General features: G+C 67.1%; 16 protein-coding genes and 1 tRNA gene. 9 read left to right on the top strand and 8 right to left on the bottom strand.

Annotated features, from left to right (window positions below):
- Window positions 1-86 precede the first annotated feature (86 nt).
- From infA to ACO056_RS17145, 7 genes are all read left to right on the top strand, one after another.
- A complete protein-coding gene (gene infA, locus ACO056_RS17175) occupies window positions 87-332 on the top strand; it encodes a translation initiation factor IF-1 (protein ID WP_292940983.1) in 246 nt (81 codons plus the stop codon).
- A gap of 56 nt (window positions 333-388) precedes the next feature.
- Complete coding sequence (locus tag ACO056_RS17170; protein ID WP_421849029.1) at window positions 389-1,003, top strand: Maf family protein; 615 nt, start codon at window positions 389-391, stop codon at window positions 1,001-1,003.
- A 1-nt stretch (window position 1,004) separates the two neighbouring features.
- Window positions 1,005-2,018: a ribonuclease E/G gene (locus tag ACO056_RS17165; RefSeq protein WP_421849027.1), complete on the top strand. Its 1,014-nt coding sequence runs from the start codon at window positions 1,005-1,007 to the stop codon at window positions 2,016-2,018.
- Window positions 2,015-2,197, top strand: coding sequence for a DNA gyrase inhibitor YacG (locus ACO056_RS17160; protein WP_421849025.1), 183 nt, complete (start codon window positions 2,015-2,017; stop codon window positions 2,195-2,197). The genes ACO056_RS17165 and ACO056_RS17160 overlap by 4 nt, the downstream gene beginning before the upstream one ends.
- A 91-nt stretch (window positions 2,198-2,288) precedes the next feature.
- A tRNA-Phe gene (locus tag ACO056_RS17155) sits at window positions 2,289-2,364 on the top strand.
- Between the two features lie 347 nt (window positions 2,365-2,711).
- Entirely contained in the window at window positions 2,712-6,071 is a 3,360-nt protein-coding gene (locus tag ACO056_RS17150; protein ID WP_421849022.1) for an FG-GAP-like repeat-containing protein, read from the top strand.
- 19 nt (window positions 6,072-6,090) lie between these two features.
- Window positions 6,091-6,249, top strand: a complete 159-nt coding sequence (locus ACO056_RS17145; protein WP_421849019.1) for a hypothetical protein — start codon at window positions 6,091-6,093, stop codon at window positions 6,247-6,249.
- Between the two features lie 31 nt (window positions 6,250-6,280).
- On the opposite strand, the gene ACO056_RS17140 is transcribed toward ACO056_RS17145, so the two are convergent.
- Together ACO056_RS17140 and ACO056_RS17135 are read right to left on the bottom strand one after the other, a co-directional pair.
- Window positions 6,281-6,550: an AMP-binding enzyme gene (locus ACO056_RS17140; protein ID WP_421849016.1), complete on the bottom strand. Its 270-nt coding sequence runs from the start codon at window positions 6,548-6,550 to the stop codon at window positions 6,281-6,283.
- Window positions 6,475-6,882, bottom strand: a complete 408-nt coding sequence (locus ACO056_RS17135) for an AMP-binding protein (protein WP_421855569.1) — start codon at window positions 6,880-6,882, stop codon at window positions 6,475-6,477. Before ACO056_RS17135 ends, ACO056_RS17140 begins: the two co-directional genes overlap by 76 nt.
- Between ACO056_RS17135 and ACO056_RS17130 the strand changes: the two genes are divergently transcribed.
- Both ACO056_RS17130 and ACO056_RS17125 read left to right on the top strand, forming a co-directional pair.
- Window positions 6,817-7,191 (top strand): hypothetical protein, encoded by a 375-nt coding sequence (locus ACO056_RS17130; protein ID WP_421849013.1) that lies wholly within the window; start codon window positions 6,817-6,819, stop codon window positions 7,189-7,191. The genes ACO056_RS17135 and ACO056_RS17130 overlap by 66 nt on opposite strands.
- A 423-nt stretch (window positions 7,192-7,614) precedes the next feature.
- Window positions 7,615-8,898 carry a DUF3604 domain-containing protein gene (locus ACO056_RS17125; protein ID WP_421849010.1) on the top strand — a complete coding sequence of 428 codons (1,284 nt, stop codon included), beginning with the start codon at window positions 7,615-7,617 and terminating at the stop codon, window positions 8,896-8,898.
- A gap of 212 nt (window positions 8,899-9,110) precedes the next feature.
- On the opposite strand, the gene ACO056_RS17120 is transcribed toward ACO056_RS17125, so the two are convergent.
- Genes ACO056_RS17120 through ACO056_RS17095 form a run of 6 tightly spaced genes read right to left on the bottom strand, consistent with a single transcriptional unit; the run spans window position 9,111 to window position 20,907 of the window.
- Window positions 9,111-12,599 (bottom strand): hypothetical protein, encoded by a 3,489-nt coding sequence (locus tag ACO056_RS17120; RefSeq protein ID WP_421849007.1) that lies wholly within the window; start codon window positions 12,597-12,599, stop codon window positions 9,111-9,113.
- Complete coding sequence (locus tag ACO056_RS17115) at window positions 12,596-15,028, bottom strand: hypothetical protein (RefSeq protein WP_421849004.1); 2,433 nt, start codon at window positions 15,026-15,028, stop codon at window positions 12,596-12,598. Before ACO056_RS17115 ends, ACO056_RS17120 begins: the two co-directional genes overlap by 4 nt.
- Complete coding sequence (locus tag ACO056_RS17110) at window positions 15,025-17,724, bottom strand: baseplate J/gp47 family protein (RefSeq protein ID WP_421849001.1); 2,700 nt, start codon at window positions 17,722-17,724, stop codon at window positions 15,025-15,027. The genes ACO056_RS17115 and ACO056_RS17110 overlap by 4 nt, the downstream gene beginning before the upstream one ends.
- Entirely contained in the window at window positions 17,721-20,204 is a 2,484-nt protein-coding gene (locus ACO056_RS17105) for a hypothetical protein (RefSeq protein WP_421848998.1), read from the bottom strand. The genes ACO056_RS17110 and ACO056_RS17105 overlap by 4 nt, the downstream gene beginning before the upstream one ends.
- A complete protein-coding gene (locus ACO056_RS17100; protein WP_421848995.1) occupies window positions 20,201-20,575 on the bottom strand; it encodes a GPW/gp25 family protein in 375 nt (124 codons plus the stop codon). The genes ACO056_RS17105 and ACO056_RS17100 overlap by 4 nt, the downstream gene beginning before the upstream one ends.
- Window positions 20,572-20,907: a hypothetical protein gene (locus ACO056_RS17095; protein WP_421848992.1), complete on the bottom strand. Its 336-nt coding sequence runs from the start codon at window positions 20,905-20,907 to the stop codon at window positions 20,572-20,574. The genes ACO056_RS17100 and ACO056_RS17095 overlap by 4 nt, the downstream gene beginning before the upstream one ends.
- Between the last annotated feature and the right edge of the window lie 24 nt (window positions 20,908-20,931).

Genomic DNA, 20,931 nt, shown 5'->3' with positions numbered 1-20,931 from the left:
GTCGCTATGCGCGCCGGCCAAGGGCGCGTTTTCGCGCCCGTTTGCGTGTTTCAAACCCACCCACGAAAAGGCAATCGACCCCGCCTATGGCGAAAGAAGAACTCCTCGAGATGCGCGGCCAGGTGGTCGAACTGCTGCCCAACGCGATGTTCCGCGTGAAGCTGGAGAACGAACACGAAATCCTGGGCCATACCGCCGGCAAGATGCGCAAGAACCGTATCCGCGTGCTGGTGGGCGACGAGGTGCTGGTCGAATTGACGCCTTATGACTTGACCAAGGGCCGGATTACCTATCGCTTCATGCCCGGTCGTTCGGGGCCCGGTCAGTTTTAATGGGTCAGTTCTAATGGGTCAGTTTTAAATGGGTCAGTCCTGATGGATCGATTGTGATGGACGGCGGTGTGGCCGCCGTGCCGTCAGCGCCTGGGGATCCCGAACTCGTTCTGGCCTCGGCCAGCCCGCGCCGCAGGGAGTTGTTGGCCCGGCTCGGCCTGACCGCGCCGCGTATCCTTGCCACCGATATCGACGAAAGCCCGCTGCCCGGTGAAGTGCCGCGCGCCCATGCCGTGCGCCTCGCCGCCGAAAAGGCGCGTGCGGCGGCGGTGCTTGCACCCGGGGCGGTGATTCTGGCTGGCGATACCGTGGTCGGCGCCGGCCGGCGCATCCTGCCCAAGGCCGAGGACGAGCAGACCGCACGGGCCTGCCTCGCGCGGCTTTCGGGCCGGCGGCACCGGGTGTTTTCGGCGATTGCCGTGCTCACCCCCGATGGCACGCTGCGCGAGGCGCTGAGCGAGACGATTGTCCGGTTCAAGCGGCTCGAGCCTGCCGAGATCGAGGCCTATATCGCCGGGGGCGAATGGTACGGGAAGGCGGGCGGCTATGCCATTCAGGGCAGCGCCGAGGGCTTTTGCATCTGGCTGGCGGGGAGCCATTCCGGGGTCATGGGCCTGCCGCTTTATGAAACGCGCCGCCTGCTGCGCGCGGCGGGGCTGAAGATCGCCTGATATGCCATCGGTTTCCGGGCCAGAATGGTTGATCGAAGCGGGCATCGGCGAAGAGCGCGCGGTCCTTGTCGAGCAGGGCGAGATCGTGGCCGCGCGCGTGCAGTGGGACGAGCCGTGGCGTGCAGGCGCGGTGGCCGAAGCACGGCTGGGCGCGCGCATCCCCGGCACCCGCCGCGCCGCAGTGCGCCTGCCCGATGGCAGCGAGGCGCTGGGAGAGGGCTTTGATCCCGGCCTTACCGAGGGGCAGCCGGTGCTGGTGCGCGTGACGCGCTCCGCCATTGCCGAGAAAGGCCGTGCCAAGCTGCCGCAGGTGCGTGCCGCCGCGCCGGGAGATGCGCCCCGGCCCGCGCCATCGCTGCTGGAGGAGCTTTCCGCCGGGCCGCATCCTGTGCGCAGCGTGCCGGTGCATGGCGGCGCTTTGGCCGAGGCGGGGTGGGACGATCTCGTGGCGGAAGCGCTTGGCGGTGAAGTCATTTTTGCCGCGGGCAGCCTCGTGATCAGCCCGGCGCCCGCGATGACGGTGATCGACATCGATGGACCGCCGCCGCTGCCAGCGCTTGCGCTCGCCGCAGTGCCAGCGATTGCCGCCGCGCTGCGGCGCTTCGATATCGGCGGATCGGTGGGGGTGGATTTTCCCTCGCTCGCCGAAAAGGCGCAGCGCCGCGCGGTGGACGAGGCACTGGCAGGCGCGCTTGCCGCAGCGGGCTGGCAGGGCGAGCGCACCGGCATGAACGGCTTCGGCTTTGTCCAGCTGGTCTCCCGCCTTGAACGGCCCTCGCTGATCGCCCGCTTCGCCCGCGCGCCTGCCGCCACCGCGGCGCGCCGCATGCTGCGGATGGCCGAGCGCGTGGCCGAGCCGGGGACGCTGCTGCTCACCGCGCACCCCGCCGTGCGCCGCGCGATGCGCGAGGACTGGGAAGCCGAGCTTGCGCGCCGCACCGGGCGGCGCTTGCAGTGGCACGAGGACGCGGGGCTTGCGCTCGGCGCGACCTTCGCGCAGGCGATTGCGGCATGAGCCAGCCTCCCGCCCCAATTCGCCGCTGCCCCATTTGCCGCAAGCCGCGCGTGGCCGAATACGCGCCGTTCTGCTCATCCCGTTGCCGCGACCGCGATCTCGTTAACTGGCTGGAGGAAGGCTACACCCTGCCCGGGCCGGTGCACGATCCCGAAGGCGATCCCGAGGTCGATATTTAGGTATCTTGGGACTGGACAAGGTGCCAAGCCTTCGCCATAGGCGCGCTTCCAACGCGCGGAGGAGCCATGTCGGCCATCCGCAGGCGGCGATGCCCGGGTAGCTCAGTTGGTAGAGCACGTGACTGAAAATCACGGTGTCGGCGGTTCGACTCCGTCCCCGGGCACCATTGGCTCCCTCCGAATGTCGCGTTTCGTTTACGCTGACTCAAATCGACAAGTAGCGATGGCGGATTTGTGGCGGTTCGGCGTCCGCTCTTGTCGTGCTCCCCTGAAATGTGACCGCTTTTTGGTAAAGTCCGACGGCAAAAGCGACCTGCTGTTCCGCGATCATCGGCGGCGGCAATCTGGGAATCCTTTTGCTGCCGATGATCTGGTGCCAGGCTAGCTTCTTACGGCCGAGGGATTCTGTAAACTGCCGCCGTAATCCCAAATCGGACTAAAACTTGAAATTTCAAGCTACAATGGAAGAATATCAATGATATAAAAAAGAACTTAGACTGATTCGGAGCTGTTCATGGCGATCATTACCGGCACGGGTAACAACGATACCTTGTCCGGCACCTCTGCCAATGATCAGTTCACCGGCGGCGCAGGGAATGACATTTTTGCATTCACGGGGCGCCTGTTCGGTGAAGACGTAATTACCGACTTCGTGAGAGGTCAGGACCGGATCAATCTCTCGGCCCTTGGCATTGCCGATCTGGCGACGCTGTCGCCCTACATAACGGAGGACCTCGGCAATTCCTTCATCCGCTTGGTCTACGATAGCTCACTCGAAACGATTACGATCAAAGGTGTTCTGCCAAGCCAGCTGACAGCCAGCGATTTCATCTTCAACACTGCGACGACTGCGCTATCGCTCACAGGAACGGCCAATGGCGACATGCTGTTCGGCGGCAATGGCAACGATACGCTGAACGGCGGCGATGGTGACGACGTTCTCGACAGCGGTGCCGGTGCCGATAAACTCATCGGCGGCACTGGCGATGACTGGCTGCGGGGCGGCAGTGGGAATGACATTTTTGGCTACACCGCTCGTCGGTTCGGCAACGATGTGATCGCAGACTTCGTGAGCGGTCAGGACAAGATCAATCTCGCGGCCGTTGGTGTGGCCGATCTGGCGACGCTGTCGCACTGCATGTCTGATGATGGTGGCACTACCGTGATCCGCCTGATCTATGGCGGCGCATCGGAAACCATTACCATCCTCGGCGTTCAGCTTAGCCAGCTGACGGCGGACGATTTCATCTTCAACACTGCGACGACGGCGACGTCGCCCACAGCGACCGGCGCCGACGACGTGCTGTTCGGCGGCAATGGCAACGACACCCTGGACGGCGGGGGTGGTTACGACGATCTCTACGGCGGCGCCGGTGCCGACACCCTCATCGGCGGCCTTGGCGATGACTTGCTTGTGGGCGGCAGCGGAAACGACACTTTTGTCTACACCGCCCTTCCGTTCGGCAGAGACGTGATCACGGACTTCGTGAGAGGTCAGGACCGGATCAATCTCGCGTCCCTTGGCTTTGGCGATCTGGAGGCGCTGTCGCCCTTTATCTCGGAGAACCTTGGCAACACCGTGATCAGCCTGCCCTACTCAAAGGGATCAATCACCATCAGCGGCATTCTACCGAGCCAGCTGACCGCCAGCGACTTCATCTTCAACACCGTGACGACGGCGACCACGCTTACAGGAGACATTGGCAGAGATTTGCTGATCGCCGGAAATGGCAACGACACGCTGGACGGCAACATTGGCGACGACGTTCTCATCGGCGGTGCCGGGGCCGATACGCTCAACGGCGGCAAAGACAATGATACGCTGTTCGGCGGGAGCGGCAATGACAAGCTCGTTGGCGGCTCGGGTGCGGACACGCTTACCGGCGGTACGGGCAACGACACCTTCTCGGGGAGCGCAGTGGAGCTGAACGGTGATACGATCACCGATCTCGCTATCGGAGATCGTATCACCTTTACCGGGGCCGCAGCGGTCGGCAGCCCGGCGTTTACCTATTCGCTGAGCGGCAACACGCTCACCTTCACCGGCGGCACGCTGAACCTGCAGAATCGGCGCCCGGGCTATACCGTCTCGGCCATTTCCAGCGCATCGCCGTACGACGTGGATCTCGTGTGGCAGCGCGCCAGCGTGAGCAACGATTTCAACGGCGACGGGCGCGGCGACATTCTGTTCCGCGGCCAGAACGGATTGCTGGCCTCCTGGCAGCTGAATGGCACGTCGCTCAATGGCGGGGGCAATCTGGGCAATCCGGGGCCGGCCTTCTCGGTCGTGGCGCTGGCCGATTTCAACGGCAATGGCAGTACCGATGTCCTGTTCCGCGACCGCGGCGGCCTTCTCGCCTCCTGGCAGCTTTCAGGCACCGCGATCACCGGCGGGGGCAACATCGGCAATCCCGGATCGGCTTATGCATTCGTCGGTACCGGCTATTTCAACGGCGATGGCAATGCCGATCTGCTGTTCCTGAACACACTGACCGGGGTCTATGCCAGCTGGCAGCTGAACGGTGCGGCAATCACTGGCGGCGGCAATATCGGCGCGCCGGGGGCAAGTTTCGTCTACAAGGCAACCGGTGATTTCAACGGCGACGGCAGGAGCGACATCCTGTTCCAGAACGCCAATGGCACCTATGCGATCTGGACGATCAACGGCACGGCGATCACCGGCAGCGGGAATGTCGGCAACCCCGGGGCGGCCTGGTTCTTCAAGGGCGTCGGCGATTTCAACGGCGACGGCAGGAGCGACATCCTGTTCCAGAATGCCGATGGCCGCTATGCCACCTGGGACCTTGATGGCACCGCAATTGTCGGCGGTGGCACCATCGGCAATCCCGGCACCGCCTTCACCCTGGCGGGGATCGACGATTACAACGGCGACGGCCGGTCCGACCTGATCTTCCGCAACGTGAATGGCGCCCTGGCGACATGGACGCTGAAGGATACCGCCATCATCGGCGGCGGTAACGTGGGCAACCCGGGCGCGGCGTTTGCGGCCATCGCCGCGCCTGAGGCGCACAGCTTTGCCGCTCTGGCATTCCAGCAGACAGGCGGCACGGTTGCGACATGGCTGGTGGGCAGCAACCGCATTGTCGGCGGCGGCACCCTGGGCAATCCCGGCAGCGGCTGGAAGGCACGGGCAGTCGCGGATTTTTCGGGTACGGGCGAGAGCGACGTGCTGTTCCAGCACACCGACGGACGGCTGGCGACGTTCAGAAGCGATGGCAGCAGCTTCATCGGCGGCGGCACCATCGGCAATCCGGGCGCCGGCTGGGAGTTCCGGGCTGCGGCCGATTTCAACGGCGACGGGCGCGCGGACATCCTGTTCCAGAACACCGCGAGCGGGGCTTATGCCACCTGGGACCTTGCCGGTACCGCCATCATCGGCGGCGGCAATGTGGGCACGGCGGCCGGGTTCAGCTTTGTCGCGGCGGGCGATCTTGACGGAGACGGCAAGTCCGACGTGCTGTTCCGCAACGCGGCGGGCACCTATGCCGCCTGGCTGCTCAACGATACCGCGATCACCGGCGGCGGCAACATCGGCAATCCGGGTGCAGGCTGGACCTTCAGGGGCCTTGGCGACTTCAACGGCGACGGCAAATCCGACATGCTGTTCCAGAACACCGCCGGGACTTACGCAAGCTGGGATCTGGACGGCACCAGCATTGTCGGCGGCGGCAACATCGGCAACCCGGGCGGCACCTTCCAGCTTGCGAAGATCACCGACCTCAACAGCGACGGCAAGAGCGACCTGCTGTTCCACGACGCCGGCGGTACGTACGCTTCATGGCTGCTCGACGACACCGCGATCATCGGCGGCGCCAACCTGGGGAACCTTGGCGCAGAATGGATGCTGATCTGACGCATATCCATAAACGGGATTGACCGAACCCGCTGCCGTCAATCAGGCTGTCTCCAGCGACTGGAAGGGCGCGAGCTCCGGCGATTTCAACGGCGACGGGCGCGCCGATATCCTCTGGCGCAAGGTCAGCGGCCAGCTGAGCGGGTGGCTGGAGCCCATAAACCGGCAGGCAGATTGAAATCACTGCTGTCCGGCCCGACTAGCGGGCCTTATCCCCGCAGGCTGCGAGCCTCCTCGATCAACTGCGCCCGGATCCGCCGCTTGTCGATCTTCCCGTATTGCGTCAGCGGCAGCTCCGAAACGATGTGGACGGTCTTGGGGACCTTGTAGGCCGATAGCCGGGCTTTCGAGAACTGGCGGATATCCTCAGCCTCGGCTCCCTCTGCGGCAATCAGCACGGCCGTCACCGCCTCGCCCCAATCGGGGTGGGGAATCCCGACAACCGCAGCTTCGCGTACAGCCGGGTGCTGGCGCAGCACGCCTTCGACCTCGGTCGAGTAGACGTATGCGCTTGTCCCTCAGCAAGCGGCCGATCCGGCGCGGCACCCACGACGATCATGAAGGGCTGGGCCTCCAGGTCTTTCGCGCGGGGCAGATCGGCGTGGGTGATGAGGACCTGCGCGCGGCTGTGCGCGAGGCAGTAGCCTAGTTCGGGCACCCCCATCTGCTCGTTGAGCGGCACCCGGATCGCAGCAAGCTTCTGGATCGCGAACTCGCTGACGACATATTCGCAGCTGTTACGCAGATGGACCGCCACCACGACCCCGGGGCCGACACCCAGACCGGCCAGCCTACCAGCCGGATCGCCTATTCGGTCCTTGAGGTGCTGGCAGGGCGCCCTATCGTGTGGCCGCTGACTTTGCCGATGTGCGCTCCGGTCAGTGACGGCGCGGCGGCGGCGGTCCTGTGCACCGAAGCGGGCTTGCGCAGATCTTCGAGCTGGTCACGCAGCTACGCGGCGAAGCCGGAAAACGGCAAGTCGAGCGCGCAAGGGTTGCTGTTGCCGAGAACGGCGGCGGGCTATGGGGCGTCGAAGAAGCGGTGTGCGTTGTGTCCGTCTTGTCTCGGACCGGCTAAACGAAGGGCAGATCAAACGGACGCCATTCAACGCGCCGAATAACGACAATTGGCCTCCTTTCTTTGCCTTTGCACGCTTCGACGGGCAAGCAGCTTGCTGCGCATTACCAACCGCTAAAGCGCGCGATGCTGGGGCGACACCGCCAGGCAATGTGATCCCCTCCATGACGAGGTGATACGATGCATACCATGTTCGCGCTCGCCTGAGCGCTCTTCACGAATTGGCCTTTGCCTGCCGGACGGGACACCCCGCGGCGCCTGACGGGCTGATTCTCCTGACCTGACCGATCTGCCAGGCACGCCACGCGGCCCCCGGCGCGCGCAGAGCTGCGCATTGTCCTCTCCCGCCCCGCGCGTGTGCTCGTGGCACCGTAGCGGACCAATTTTGCCGCCTTCCATCCGCCAGCCGTCCCCGGCGAGCGCGGGATGGGGGCGCCATGTTCCTCCCGTTTCAGGTGATCTCACGATGTCTTTCGTCACGCGTTCGCTCCGGCAAGAACACGACTTCGGGCGTGATCAACATCACCAGCCGCAAGCCGAGCTTTACCCCGGAGTTTTCGGGCTGGGCGGATGTCGGCAACAAGGGCTTCTACCAGCTGCGTGCTTCGGTCAGCGGGGGGATCATTGCGGACAAGCTGGCGGTGCGCATTTCGGGCGCGATCAGCCAGAACGACGGCTTTATGCCCAGCTGCGCGCGGCGAACGAGCCGCTGAGCGAAGTTTCCCAGAACAAGGGCACCTCGGAAACGCACCCGGCGCTTTCGGCCAATGACGAGTTCGCGAACTACGAGCTCTTCGACAAGCTGCTGATCGGCAACCAGCCGAGCAAGCCCGCCGGGTCCTACTGGCGCGATGCGCTTGGACGCGGGCTGGTGCTGCAGCAGAAGCTCGGCGTGAACCCCTACAAGGATGGCGCCGAAGGTTCGAGCGACCTGCACAGCGGCCTGCAAGTCTCCACCGCGCAGGAGTATGGCGGCATTGCCACCGCCAATCTCGGTGGCGGCCGGCTGAACCGGGAGACGGCGGAGCAGGCGCTGGGGCTCAAGCCCTCAGGGCTTTCGGCGGGGCTCAACCCGGTGGTGCTGAGCCCCGGCGCGCTCACCGGTGTCTGGGCCGAAGCAAACACGCGCGAGGCGATCTACGACGCGTTCCGCCGCAAGGAGACTTACGCGACTTCGGGCAGCCGCCTGAAGGTGCGCTTCTTCGGCGGGTGGGACTTTGCCAGCTGCTTTGTCGCGAAGCCCGGCTGGGTCCACGATGCCTACCGCCTTGGCGTGCCGATGGGCGGCGATCTGCCGCTAGGCGCAAGCGGCAAGGCGCCAAGCTTCGTGGTGCAGGCGGTGAAGGACCCGCTCAGCGGCAATCTCGACCGGGTGCAGGTGGTCAAGGTCTATGTCAAGAACGGCAAGCAGCAGGAGAAGATCTTCGACGTCGTGGGGAGCGGGGGGCGCAAGATCGATCCTGCCACCGGCAAGCTGGCTCCCGTCGGTTCGACAGTCGATCTCAAGACCGGCAAATGGGACAATTCCATCGGGGCGGCGGAGCTTGCGACTGTCTGGACCGATCCCACGTTCAAGGCCGATCAGCCCGCCGCCTATTACGTGCGCGTGCTGGAAATCCCCACGCCGCGCTGGTCCACCCTGCGGTCGATCGAGTTCGGTTTGCCGCTTTCGAAGGACGTGGCGCCGACGATCCAGCAGCGGGCCTGGTCTTCGCCGATATGGTATACGCCAGCGCGCAGCCGGGGGTGAGCGGGGATGGGAGCGGGACGTGGCTGCCGGAAATGCTGAGGGGGGAAGCCGCAAAGCTCCCCCCCGCGCCGTGAATGGACTCGAACCAGTGGCACCGCTCCGCCAAACATCGAAATGCTGGCAGTCGTCCATCATCACGCCGAGCCAGAAAGGTATCACCAATGCGGCGGTGGGCCTAACGATTCGGGCCTGCCGCCGCTCGGTTTGCCGCATCAGGCGGGCCGGTTATCGCGGTCCTGCACAGGCTGCGGGGCATGCAGCACATCGCTGGTTGAGACCCACCGCACGAGGTTGTCGCGCACGACCCAGAGGTAGCTGTTGTAGTCCTGTTCGGGGATGTCGGGCATCGGCCTGATCTTGATCCCGATGGCCGGTCCCTCGATCCGGTTTTCGGCAATCATCAGGTAATTGCCCAGTTCGCCCCAGACGCGAATGCCATGGCGCCAGCCCCCGCGTTCCTCGCTCCCGTCGGCGCGGGTCAGCAGGTTGCGATCGATCCGCCCGGTATTGGCGTTGCCGAGAAATATCCCCGACGGCCAGTAATGCAGCGATGATGGCAGGGCGAGCGCGAAGTCGTTGTCGCTGATCCGTGCGTTGAGTGTGCTGCGCCGGCCTTTGGCCGAATTCACGCTGGTCCCGACATGCGCGCCGCTGGCAAAGCCGCTGGCGCGATTGGCGCTGATCGTGACGTTCTTCAGCACCGCGCCGCCGCAGGTGATCGCCTGCCGGGCGCCGGTGGGGGCCACTGCTGCCGAGGCCTTGTACCAGCCTTCCGCCTCGGCCGATTTGCCGCGCAGCCGCGCATCGCTGGCGAGCGCCATCGCCAGCCCGCGGATCTGCCTGGCCAACTGGTCGGCGCTGCGCGGCGCCGGGGCCGAATAGACCGAGGCATCGTTATACAGCTGCGCCCAGGTCTGAAACTTGAGCGGCGAGGCGAATTTCACCCCGAACGCGCCGAATTGCAGGCCATTTTCCGTGGCCACCAGCCGTCCGCTTTCCGTCGGCTGCACGCGGCGCCGCACAGGCTGGAGCGTGAACCCGCCCGGCAGCAGGGTGGCGAGCGCGAGCGACTGGCGATCGGCGACAGCAAATCGCCGACTGCGCCGCGCGGCTTCCTGCAGGACCATGCTGACGGTTTCGGGTGCGCGTTCGGGCTCGGCCATGGCGCGCTCGGTCAGGCGTTCGAGATAGGCGGTCACCGCTTCCTGGTTCGGCTCGCGTCCGCCGTCGAAGGGAGTCTCGGCCACCATCTTGTCCCATTCGCCTTGCGGCACCGGCGAGAGGAACTCGGCTTCGAACTGGCCGAACCGCAGGATCCGGTGATCGGGCAAGGTCCTCGCCTGCGTGAACGTGGTAAACCGGTCGATCAGCGCGTGCGCCACGGTCTTTTTCCAGGCCTTGCCATCGGCGACCAGAGCATCGCCCAGCTCGGCGCTGCGGCGGGCTGCGATCAACTCGTTGCCGGTGATCGTCGCGTCCTCGCAGTCGGTCACGAGGATGCCGTCCTGCAGGAACCCGGCGATTACGCGGTTGTCGGTGACCCGGGCGAGCTTGATCGGCCTTTCCTCGCTCCCCGCGATGGTCAGCGCGGTACGCCCGGTCACCAGCTGGCCGCCGCAGCGCAGGGTGGCGTGGCGGACCTCGCTGATCGTGCAGCCGCGCAGGGTGAGCGAGCCGTTGCGGCCTTTGACGCTATCGGCGTTCTTCTTGTTTCCAAGCGCAATGTCGCGCGTTTCGAAGCGCAGCCGCTCGACCACGGCGCTGGCAAAGCCATCGAGCTCGAGCACGGTCTCGCCCCGGACGGCGAGCAGCACCGTGCCATCGCCAGCACCCGACAGCTTGATGTTGCGCCCGCCTTTCAGCACCACCGGCCGTTCGGTCTTGAACAGCCCGCGCTGGAAGCAGACCGCGATGTCCTGGCTGAAATCCATGGCTTCGAGCAAGGCCACCCAATCGCTGCCTTCTGGGATGACATAAGTCGAACAACCGCCGTGGCTGCCTTCATGGTCGAACCCGGCCGAGAAGATCATCGGCGGAGTGCCCGGCTGGAGGCCGTCTTCGAGATCGGCGCTGACCTGATGAACGTCGTTGGGCATGGCGGGATCGATCGCAAACGTGACCTCGCTGATACCGTCGGGTCCGGTGGTCAGGATCAGATCGGTGCCGGTTGCGGCGCCATGGGCATCGGTGACAGTGTCAGCCGCGCCGGCGGGGCCGAGCACTTTCCAGTGAACCCGCGCGCCGGGAACCGGGCTTTCGCCGCGCATTACCGCGACGCGCAAGGTGGCGGGCAAGGTCGCAAGGCCAGCGGCGCTTGCCGGTGCCATCTGGCCATCGCCGCCGCGGTAGAGCAGCGCGCAGTCGGTCAGCGTGGCGAGCGGGATCCTGAGATCGGTGATCCCGGTGGCGGTGATCAGCGCCAGCGGGGCATAGCGCACTTCCGGTCCCTGCGGCGGTTCGGCGACATTGGCCAGCGTGCCCTGCGCCCAGGCCATGGTCCCGTCGGCCCGGACCGCGCAGGTCCAGTAATCGCCGCGCCGGAACCGCGCCGCCGCGCCGCCGGTCAGCTGGATCGTGATCCCGTCGCCGAGATCGATCACTGCGGAATCGGTTGCGCCGGCCATCGCGACGGTCGCGATGCCGCTGGGCGTCGTACCACCCGGGGCGGGGAACATGTCCCACAGCCGCAGGAACCAGTTTGCTTCATCGGCAGGCGTGGCCGGGGCGGCAGCGCCGGTCGCCGCGACGGTGACTGCGCCGACCTCCTGCAGGGTGACTTCCTCATCGGTCGCCTGGCTGACGGAAAACAGCCGCTCGGCCACCGGCATCGGGCTAAGCCCGCTATCATCGTGGAGGTTGACCAGTTCGGCGCAAGTGCCCGGCGCGAACCAGTTGCGCGGATCAAGCGCGGCGGGCGCGACCGTGATGCGGTTGGTGTCGATCCTGGTCACCCGAGCCATCACGCTGGCGTTGCGCCGCGAAAACTTGAGCTGGAGCCCGTCGAGCTTGTAGCGCGGTCCATCCGGGCGCTGTTCGGCCACGATCCCGCCGTGGACTTCGACGCGGTAGAGCAGGTTCTCATGCCGCGAATAGCCGCTTTGCGGGGTGAGCGAGCAGATGTCGGTCGGCCCGCTCAGGGTCTTGAGGATAAACGCCAGCTTGCCGCTCGAGGCCGCTTTCATCGCCAGCCAGGCCGGATCATTGAGCGGATCTGCCGGATTGGCGACCGTGACTGCCAGCACTTGCCAATCGTTGAGCGACCGGCCTGGCGCCTGGGCATCGCCGAGGCCGGCATCGGCCATTGCCCGTTCCTCGACCGGATCGATATGCCGCACCGCCGCGCGCGCGGCGACGAGCGCGGGCAGCGTCATTGCGGTGTTCCACGGGTGGTACTGGGTAGCAAAATTGGCGGGGTCGGCGTTTTCCAGCCGCCAGCCGTCAATATAGCCCTCGCCGGTGCCGATGGTCGGCGGCGCGCCCGCGCCGATCGCAAAGCCGGTGGTGCCGGCGGGATAGACCAGCCGCCCTGGCGAGCCCATCACGGCAAGCGCTTCGGCCTCGATCCGGCCCAGTTCCATCTGGGCGTGCTGGTTCAGATCAGCGTCGAGCAGGACCTGGCCTTGCCGGGCAACCACGCCGCGGCGCAGACGCTTGTCGCGCTGGGGCACCCGCAGCCGGGTGGCGTCGTTGCGTATCGTCATGGCCGATTCCTCCGCAGGGCAACCGCGCTGGAGCGCGTATCGTCGATCAGTCCGGCTTCGTTGCCGAACGGGATGTAGTCTTCGAACAACCGCCGCATGTTGGCGTAGCGCAGCCCGACCGCGACGGCGGAAAACGCGCCGATCTCGGCCTCGGATTCGCCGCCCATGCGGATCGCTTCGGGGCAATTGGCGGCGAGCATCGCCACGGTGGGCTCATCGAGCGAGGTATCGAGCAGTTGCGGGGTGACCGAGAGCGCCGCGGCTTCCTGCTCGGGCGGGGAGAGCGCCGCACCCTTGGCAGCGGCGGCCGCGCCGGCGGCAAGCTGCGGCTGGCACCGGAAGGCGCGCGGCATGGTGGAGCCATCCGGTACCCAGCTGTAGCGGACGCAGCCGGCCTGGGTGCGGGTGACCGTGAAGGGCGCGGCGAACATGACGTTCGTGGCTTCGAGTTCCTTGCAGCGCCCTGCGCCGAGCACTGTGACATTGCGCAGATCGGTTTCGAGCTTGTACGCATCGAGCGCGAGGCCGGCTGCGCCATCGGCGGAGACCACGCTATCGGCAATCGCCAGCGATCCCGTGGCGGGAGCAGGGCCGAAATCGAGCCGCACCGCGCCGACGATCGAGCGGTTGATCCGCAGGCTGCTGCCGCGCAGCGGCGCGGTAGTGGAGAGCGCCGCGCCGCCCGGCGCGCGCAAGGTGCAGTAGCGGATCAGCAAATCGGACACCGCCCCCGCGCGCAAGGTCAGCCCGCCGGTCAGCGACAGCCCATCAAGCACCAGCCGGCCGCCGACCGCACCGGCGGCCTGCGCCGAAACAGCAAGCGGCACTTCGACCACGAAGCTGCGCCCGGCGCGCACGAGGTAGCCCAGCAGCGCGGGATCGGGATCGACGCCGGGCCGGGCTTGCTGGTCTTCAAAGCGCGAGGAAACGATGGTCAGCTCCGCTCCGCCGGGCAGGCTGATTTCCAGCGCGGCATTCCCGCCCGCGCGGCCGCAATCGGTTAGGACGATGAAGCCCCGGTGCCCGGCGGCGGCCACGCCGTTCCACAGCGCCACGGCAGCCGCGAGCGATGCGGCTGACGAAACACCGGGAGCCAGCGGGAGATCGCGCGGGCCGACCAGCCAGACATGCGTGGTGACGTCTGCCGCGGTGACGATCTGGAATGGAACGTCGGGCTCATTGCGGTCGAAGGGCCCCGCCGCGATGGCGCGTCCGATCCCGTAGGCATAAGCCACGCGCACTGCCTGGACGGGCGTGCCGGGCAGCGGATCCGCGAAGATCATCCGGCCCGTCACCGGATCGAAGGCGCACGTGACCGGGCTGTTTGCGTTATGTGGCACCGGCCCTGCTGCCGAGCCGGTGAACCAGCTGTGCGCGCGTTGCGGTGCGGGACGTGCCCCTGCCGGGCTGGGGGGCGTTTCGAGGTTGGCAATGCAGACCTGTTCGTCGGGGACGCGGTCATAGACCAGCTTGCCTGCGACCGTTCGGCCAAGGAACACCGCAAAGGGCTGCCCCTCGCCATCGAACCACGGCACATCGGCGAGCGCGGCATCGCGGCTTTCGAGCGCGGCGGCGCGCCGTTCTTCAAGTTCGCGGTGAAGCGGCAGGCGCTTGAGGCGGCTTGCCAGATCGGCCTCGGACACGCGGTCAGCCCCGTCCTGCGAGCGGCGATCGGGATTGAACAGGCGCAGCACTGCGCCTGGCACGGCGGCGAGCTGATAGTAGCCAGCCTGCACGATGCCGCCAGGCGACCACGGCGCAGCGAGCGGGACGCCCGCCATTTCGACTTCACTCAGCCCGGCGGTGCCTTCGGGGGCGGCATACGTCGGCCCGAGCGGGCGGACGACATGAACTCCGACATGCGGAACATGATGCCGCCCGCCGGCCCGCACGATCGAGCGCAGATCGACGAGACGCGGCAGCACATCGAACCCGGTTGCGGTGCGCGCGGCGGTTTCGCCGGGGACCAGCAGCGCCGTTGCGGGCCGCTCGGGCCGGACATCGGCAAGGTGCGCGGTGCGTGAGAGCCGCATGAAGTATTCGACTGCCACGGCGCCGAACCCGCCGACGTCGGCAGCCAGCGCCTCCAGCACCCGCGCGGTGCCTTTGCCGCGGCGATAGCGCATGGTGTTGGCGACATAGGCGCGGGTGTTGAGCCCGGCGTCTTCCGGCAGCGGCCGCAGCGCCACCGCGCCGATCAGCGCGGCAATATCGTCGAGTGCGCCGGGCGATGCGGTTTCGGCGAAGTGGCCTGCGTAGAGAGCGTCGATTTCGGCTTCGATCTCGGTCGTGCCGAGGGCGAGCACGCTGAACAGGGCTTCGAGCGAATGGCCGCTCGCTTCATCCAGCGCGCGGATATGATCGGGCAGCAGGCTCAGCAGGCGCTGTGTTTCGCGCGCGAGGCGGGCAGGGCTCAGCGGCTTGCTCATGGCTGCATTTCCCCGAACAGGACCTGGGCCGGATCGATCGACAGTAGCCCGGCCGGGTTGAACTGGCCGGTAAGCGGATCGAGCGAGGGCCCCGGGCAGGCGAGCCGCCCATCGGCTTCGACCGGCTGCCCTGCCGGCAGCGCGAATACCGCGAGATCGGCTGCGACGACGCCTTCCACGCCTTGCGCGGCGGCCAGCACTTCGCTGCGGTGAAGCGCGCGCGCGAACGGCCGTGCGGCGGCGCCGAAGGCCTCGCCCAGCCGGGTCCGCAAGGCTGCTTCGATATCGGCGCGGCGGTACGAAGGATCGTGCGCGAAGGCGAGGGTGATCAGCGGGTGGATGCTGGTGAAGCCGGCGATCCGCACCGCCCGGCCCGGCACCGCGACCCGCGCCAGTTCGGCCTTGAGAGCGGTCACGATATCCGAATGCGGATCAGGTGAGCGCAGCTCGCTATCGGCCAGGGTCAGGCAGACGACCTGGCGCATGCCGGCGTAAAGCAGCGTAGCCAGCGCCTTGCCGACCCCGCGATAAGTGGCAGCAAAGGCTTCATAATCCGCGAGGCTGACCACCTTGTCGAGCGTGCGGACGGACATCGGGGCGGAGCGGCGAATGTCTTCGATCGTCTCGGCCGCGCTGCCGCCATCGGCGCGGACCGGGTTGGTGATTGCCTTGACCCCGTTCACCGGGCTCATCGCCATGGTGATCCGCCCGGGATCGAGATTGCCGCTCGTGCCGCCGCCGGTCCGGTAGAGCGCGGTCACGTTGTTGAGGCCGCTCGGTAGCCGCCCGGCCAGCTGGACCACCGCCTGTCCGTCGCGGCCCATCCGCACGGTATAGGCGCGGTCGGCTTCGCTGAGGTCCATCAGATTGGCCGTTTCCGACCACGCCCGCCCGCCCACGCGCACTTCGAGCGCGGGGGCATAGCCGCGCGGGTTTTCGGCGGGGACGAACGACAGCGGCTTGCCTTTCAGCGCAAAGCGCTGATCGCGCGCCCCTGCCTTGCCGGAGCCGATGATCTCGGTTCCGCTCGCTGGCGTCTCACCGTGGCTGGCGCTGACGCAGTTGCCGAGGAGATCGAGCGTGACCGAGCGGAACTGCATCGCGACGTCGGTTTCGAAGAACACGGTTGTCGTGCCATCGCCATTGAACTGGACCGATTTGACGACCGCAACTTCGGCCTGGCGCGGCCCCGGCACCCCGGCGGCGCTCCATGCTTCGCCGGCCAGCACGACGCGGCGCCCTGGTGGCAGCTCGATCTTGCCGGGCAGGGTGAGCCGGTCGGCCGGGGCGGGGAGGACCACATCGAGCGGCGGGCGCAGCAGTTCAAGGCTTTCGGTTTCGAGATGGACCGCAAGCTCGCGCACCAGATAGCGCAGGCTGGTCGAAGCGGCGTCCAGCGCATTCTGGTCGCGGGTGAGGTCGATGGTTTCGAGGGTGATCCGGCTGATCTTGGCCGAAAGCAGGAAGCCGGTGCGGGCGCGTTCTTCGGCTGCGGTGATTTTGGTGAGGGTCGGCGCGGTGACTTGCGCCATGGCAAACGCGATGGCCTCCTGCTCGGCTTCCTCGGCATATTCGATCGCGGTCAGTTCGGCCGAGTAGATCTCGCCGATCTTGACCTTGTGCTTGCGGTGGATTTGGAACTCGTGCTTTTTCGTCGGGATGATGTGCTTGGTCGAGCGCGCGAGCAGGACCAGCCGGTCCTTGAACGCCTCGGGATAGGACGCGTCGAGATCGATGGTCCGCGCGTCCGCCGCGCCGGGGGCGCCGACTTCGAAGCCGCTCCAGCCGATCACGTTGCCGCTATCGTCATAATCGACACCTAGCGCGGCCTGGACATCCGCGCCGACTGCCCGTGCATCGGGTGCGGTGGCGCCGAACGGCGCGGCGCGGCGCGCGAGGATGATGACGCGTCCCGCGCGGTCTGCGGCGAGTTCCGGGGTGGTTTCGACGCCGCGGGCGCCGATGAGGTGAAAGCGCGTGTAGGACCTGGCGGGATCGGCAGGATCGGCCACGCGCTCGGCTTGTGCGATCTGCCCGATCAGCCAGTGATCCCTGGCGCCTGTCTGCGGCGTGAAAGGCACGGCGAGCATATCCCCGGCGCGGGCCGCGCTGGTGACGCCGGCGGTGCAGACCACCGTGGTCGACGCGCCGATTTCGGGCAGCGGGCTGATGGCGCGGATCGCATTCCAAACGCCGCGCGCATCGAGCTCGGCAGCGGTTTCGAACACTTGCGGCAGTTCGTTCTGCCCCGGCATGGAGGCGACCTTGGCGCCCTTGGGCACCGTGACGCGCTCCGGCGCGCCGGGCAGGGTTTCCAGCGCGAAAGCGAGCGTGGTCGAGGCTGACAATGCGGGGCGCGGTTCGTAGCCGATCAGCCGGGCCAGATCGACCAGCGCATCGCGGTCTCTGGTGCGCAGGATCGTACCGTCATCGGCCAGTCGCGCCCCGTTCCACGCGAGCACGTGGAGCCCGCCGGCATAGGCATCGATCAGCGCGATCGCCGGATCGTCGGTACTGCGCACCCCGAGACCCGACAGCGGCCGCGATGCGCCGACCCGCGCCGACGCGATGGAATCGAGCATTCGCTGGCGGATCGCAGCGTGGCGGAAGCGCAGCGGATCGCCGACCGGACGTTCGAGCAGCGCCGCCGAGCCGCCGCAGCTGGCGCAAGTGCCGCAAGCGCAAGGATCGCTCATCGTCCGCCTCCCATGTCGAGCCCGAGACGGCCGCGTTCGGGGAAGTTGGGATCGTCGGCCAATTGCAGCACTTCGAGCATGCCCGGGCGGATCACACCTGCCTCAAGTTCTCCGGCAGCAGGATAGCCAAACCTGTGGAAGCGCTTGGGCGTGACGCTCTGGACGCCGTCCACCGCCATCATCGCCGCGATCAGCTTCGAGAGGTAGAGCGGCGATCCGAAGCTGAAATTATCGGGGTGGAAGAACCCCCGGTGGTCCCCGCCGCCGGGCTGCAGGGCTGCGCGCAGGGCTGCGGCGACGGTGCTGCGCAGGGTATCGGGCTCGACACAGACGAGGAACTGCAGATCGAGCGCCACGGTCCTTGCCCCGCGCAGCGCGATATCGAAACCGATCAGCCGGAAGTGCTCCATGTGGCGCAGCAGGTCGCGCTCGAATGCCTTGTCGAGCGCCAACCCGCCGGTGCGATCGATGTAGAGCAGCATCGTCTGCCACGCCCCGGTCCACATCGGCACGGCGACGGCATTGGCGACTCCCGGATGGCGCAGCGCGGCGTCGGCATAGTCCTGCGGGGTGACCGCGCGGTCCTGTCTGCGGAAGGCAACCGGCGCATTGATCCGCACCTGACTGGCGGGTTCGGGCGCGGTTCCGCCGCGCGCGGCGATCGGGTTGGACACCGCGATGTGGCGGCCTGCAAGTGCGTCGGGGAGAACGAGATGGGCGAGCGCGCCCGCGCCGATGTTGGCGTCTGGCCGCGCGGCGAAGCGGCCGCGCGCGGTGATCCGGAGATCGGGCTCCGGCTCCAGCCCGTTGATCCCATCACCGAAGCGCAGCGCGAGGTGGCCGTCGATGGCGGTCTCGATCACGAACTCGCGCGAGAACCGGCTGGAGCGGAGCAGATCGGGCCGCGCCTGCCAGATCCCGAAATCGTCGAGCAATTCGAACGCGGGCAGGCACCTCGCCGGATCGATCGTGGTCAGCGCGCGTGCCGAAAGCGCGGCATCGGTATCGTTGAGGCGGAACAGCCGGGTCCGCGCGACATCGCCGCGATCAAGCTCCGGGTTCCAGCCATATTCATCGAGCGGGGCGGGCGGATCGAGCCGGGGCGTAAGCGCGGTCTGCTCTGCCGGCGCAAGCCCGAGATGGACCGGCGGCGGCATCGAGGCGCCGTGATCGGCGAGCATCAGGTTGCCCGCCGCCTCGGCACAGGTGACCATCGCCGAACTGCCAAGCCCGCCCGCAACACGCGCCTGGATCGTGAGGTCGAACGGCAGCGCATCCTCCTCGCTCCATTCGGCGAGCACCAGCGCGAGCCCCGGCTTCAGCACATCGTTGACCGGGGTGACGCGGGTCAGCCTGACGATATGGCGCAATTCGGGCTTCGCATCGGTCGCATCGCCGGTGACGGGCGATGCGATCTCGGCGAGCAGCAGGAACTCACCCGCGGTGAGCGCTCCGCCGCCTGCGCTGCCATCGACCAGCGTCGCGGCGGTGCTGCCGCGCGGCAGGGTGCAGGCCTCGTCCGACCAGGTGTGCAGCATGATGTGCGTCCGCCATGCCCAGATCCTGAGATCGGCCACGGTCTCGAACACCGGCCCCGCCGTCTGGCCGAAGCGGGCATAGGCAGGCGCGGGGATCACGGCAGGCGTATCCGGGCGGCGCACGAGCAGCGGGCTGGACGCCGCGATCACTTGGCCGTCGCTTGGCGCATCGAGCGGATCGATCCGTGCAAAGAGCCGCCCGCTGGCCGCCTCGCCGGGGATGTAATCGACCAGCCGGGCATGGCGAGTGAGCGATGTGCGGCTGCGCGCGGTCGAGAGAAACGCTTCGGTGCCGACCCAGTCGAGCCGGTAGCTCATCTGATCGGCGCGGTAGGCCAGCGCTTCGACCAGCGTGGTGGTGAAATCGACCGGATCGTCCTCGCGGAAGCCGGGGACCAGCGCGGCCATGCGATCAAGCAGGAGGCGGCGAAAGCCCTGATAATCGCGGGCGCGGTAATCGAATTCGGGATCGGCACCGAGCGCCTCGGCCGGTTCGTCGCACTCGGCCGCGCAATCGAAATCGCCCGCGCAGGAAATCTTGAACGAAAAGTCGACCGCCGCCAGCCGCCCGTCGAAGAACGCAGGCGGCGCGATCCCGCCCGCGCCGGCGACCACGGCCAGCGTGTACATCGAAAAATCGGTCGGCTGGCCGCCCTCAAGCTTCAAGGTGTAATCGGGCAGCGGGGTGCCGGACGGCGGCACCAGCGAGACTTGTGTCGGCACCGCAAAGCGCACGCCCCCGGTGAGGCGGAAATTGGCGATGGTCAGCGCCGGGCTGCCTCCCGGCGCCGGCTTGACCAGATAGACATCGATGAAGATCGGATCGCTCAGCTGCGGTCCGCTGCGCACTTCGACATAGTCGATCCCGGTGAACGGCACCGCCGGGTTCGAAAGCTCGGTCCGGCGCCGTTCGTCGCAGCACTGATAGCGGTCGGCGCTCATGTCAGATCCTTGCGCACGGCGACCCGGCCGCCGGTCTTGCTGGCGCGGATTTCGTAGGTGACGACGACTTCGAGCCGGCCTTCATCCTCGGCAAAGTCAACGCTCAGCCCCTGCAGTTCGAGGACCTGGCCGAGCCACAGGGTAATCGTTGCCTGCAGCGCGGCTTCGAGCGCCAGTGCCGCCGGGCTGTTGCCGGCCTGGAACACCATCTGCCGCACCGGGCTGCCGAGATCCGGACGCATCACCCGTTCGCCGATCATGGTCATGATCAGCAGCTCCAGCATCTGCGCGACTTGCGCCTCGCTGGCATAGGTCACGGTGCGGCTGCGGCCATCGGGGCCGGGTGTGAAGGGAAAGGCCAGCCGGGTCATGTCGCCACCACCCGCACTTGCGATCCGGCGATGATCGGCGGGCCGCCCGGGATTTGCGGGGCCGACATGCACAGCGCGACGCAAGGGTTGATCAGGACCGGCTGGCCGCCGGCCAGCACCCGGGTCGAGCCCACCAGCCAGCGGGTGGTGACGCAAGGCTGCGGCGTGCCGCTCGGTAAAGTGAAGGCGCAGCCCGCGACGATGCCCTGATCGGTGACCACCGCAACCGGCAGGCCCGAAACCATCACCCGCGGGCTCGCCGCGACGATGTTCAGAGCCCCGCCGTGGGGGCAGGTGGCGCTTGCCGTGCTGTGCAACACCGGTCCGGGCATGCCGGGTCCTCTCCTGAACAAATG

Source organism: Novosphingobium sp., assembly GCF_965228995.1.
Taxonomy (GTDB): Bacteria; Pseudomonadota; Alphaproteobacteria; order Sphingomonadales; family Sphingomonadaceae; genus Novosphingobium.
This window is presented reverse-complemented; position numbering and strand designations above follow the sequence as displayed.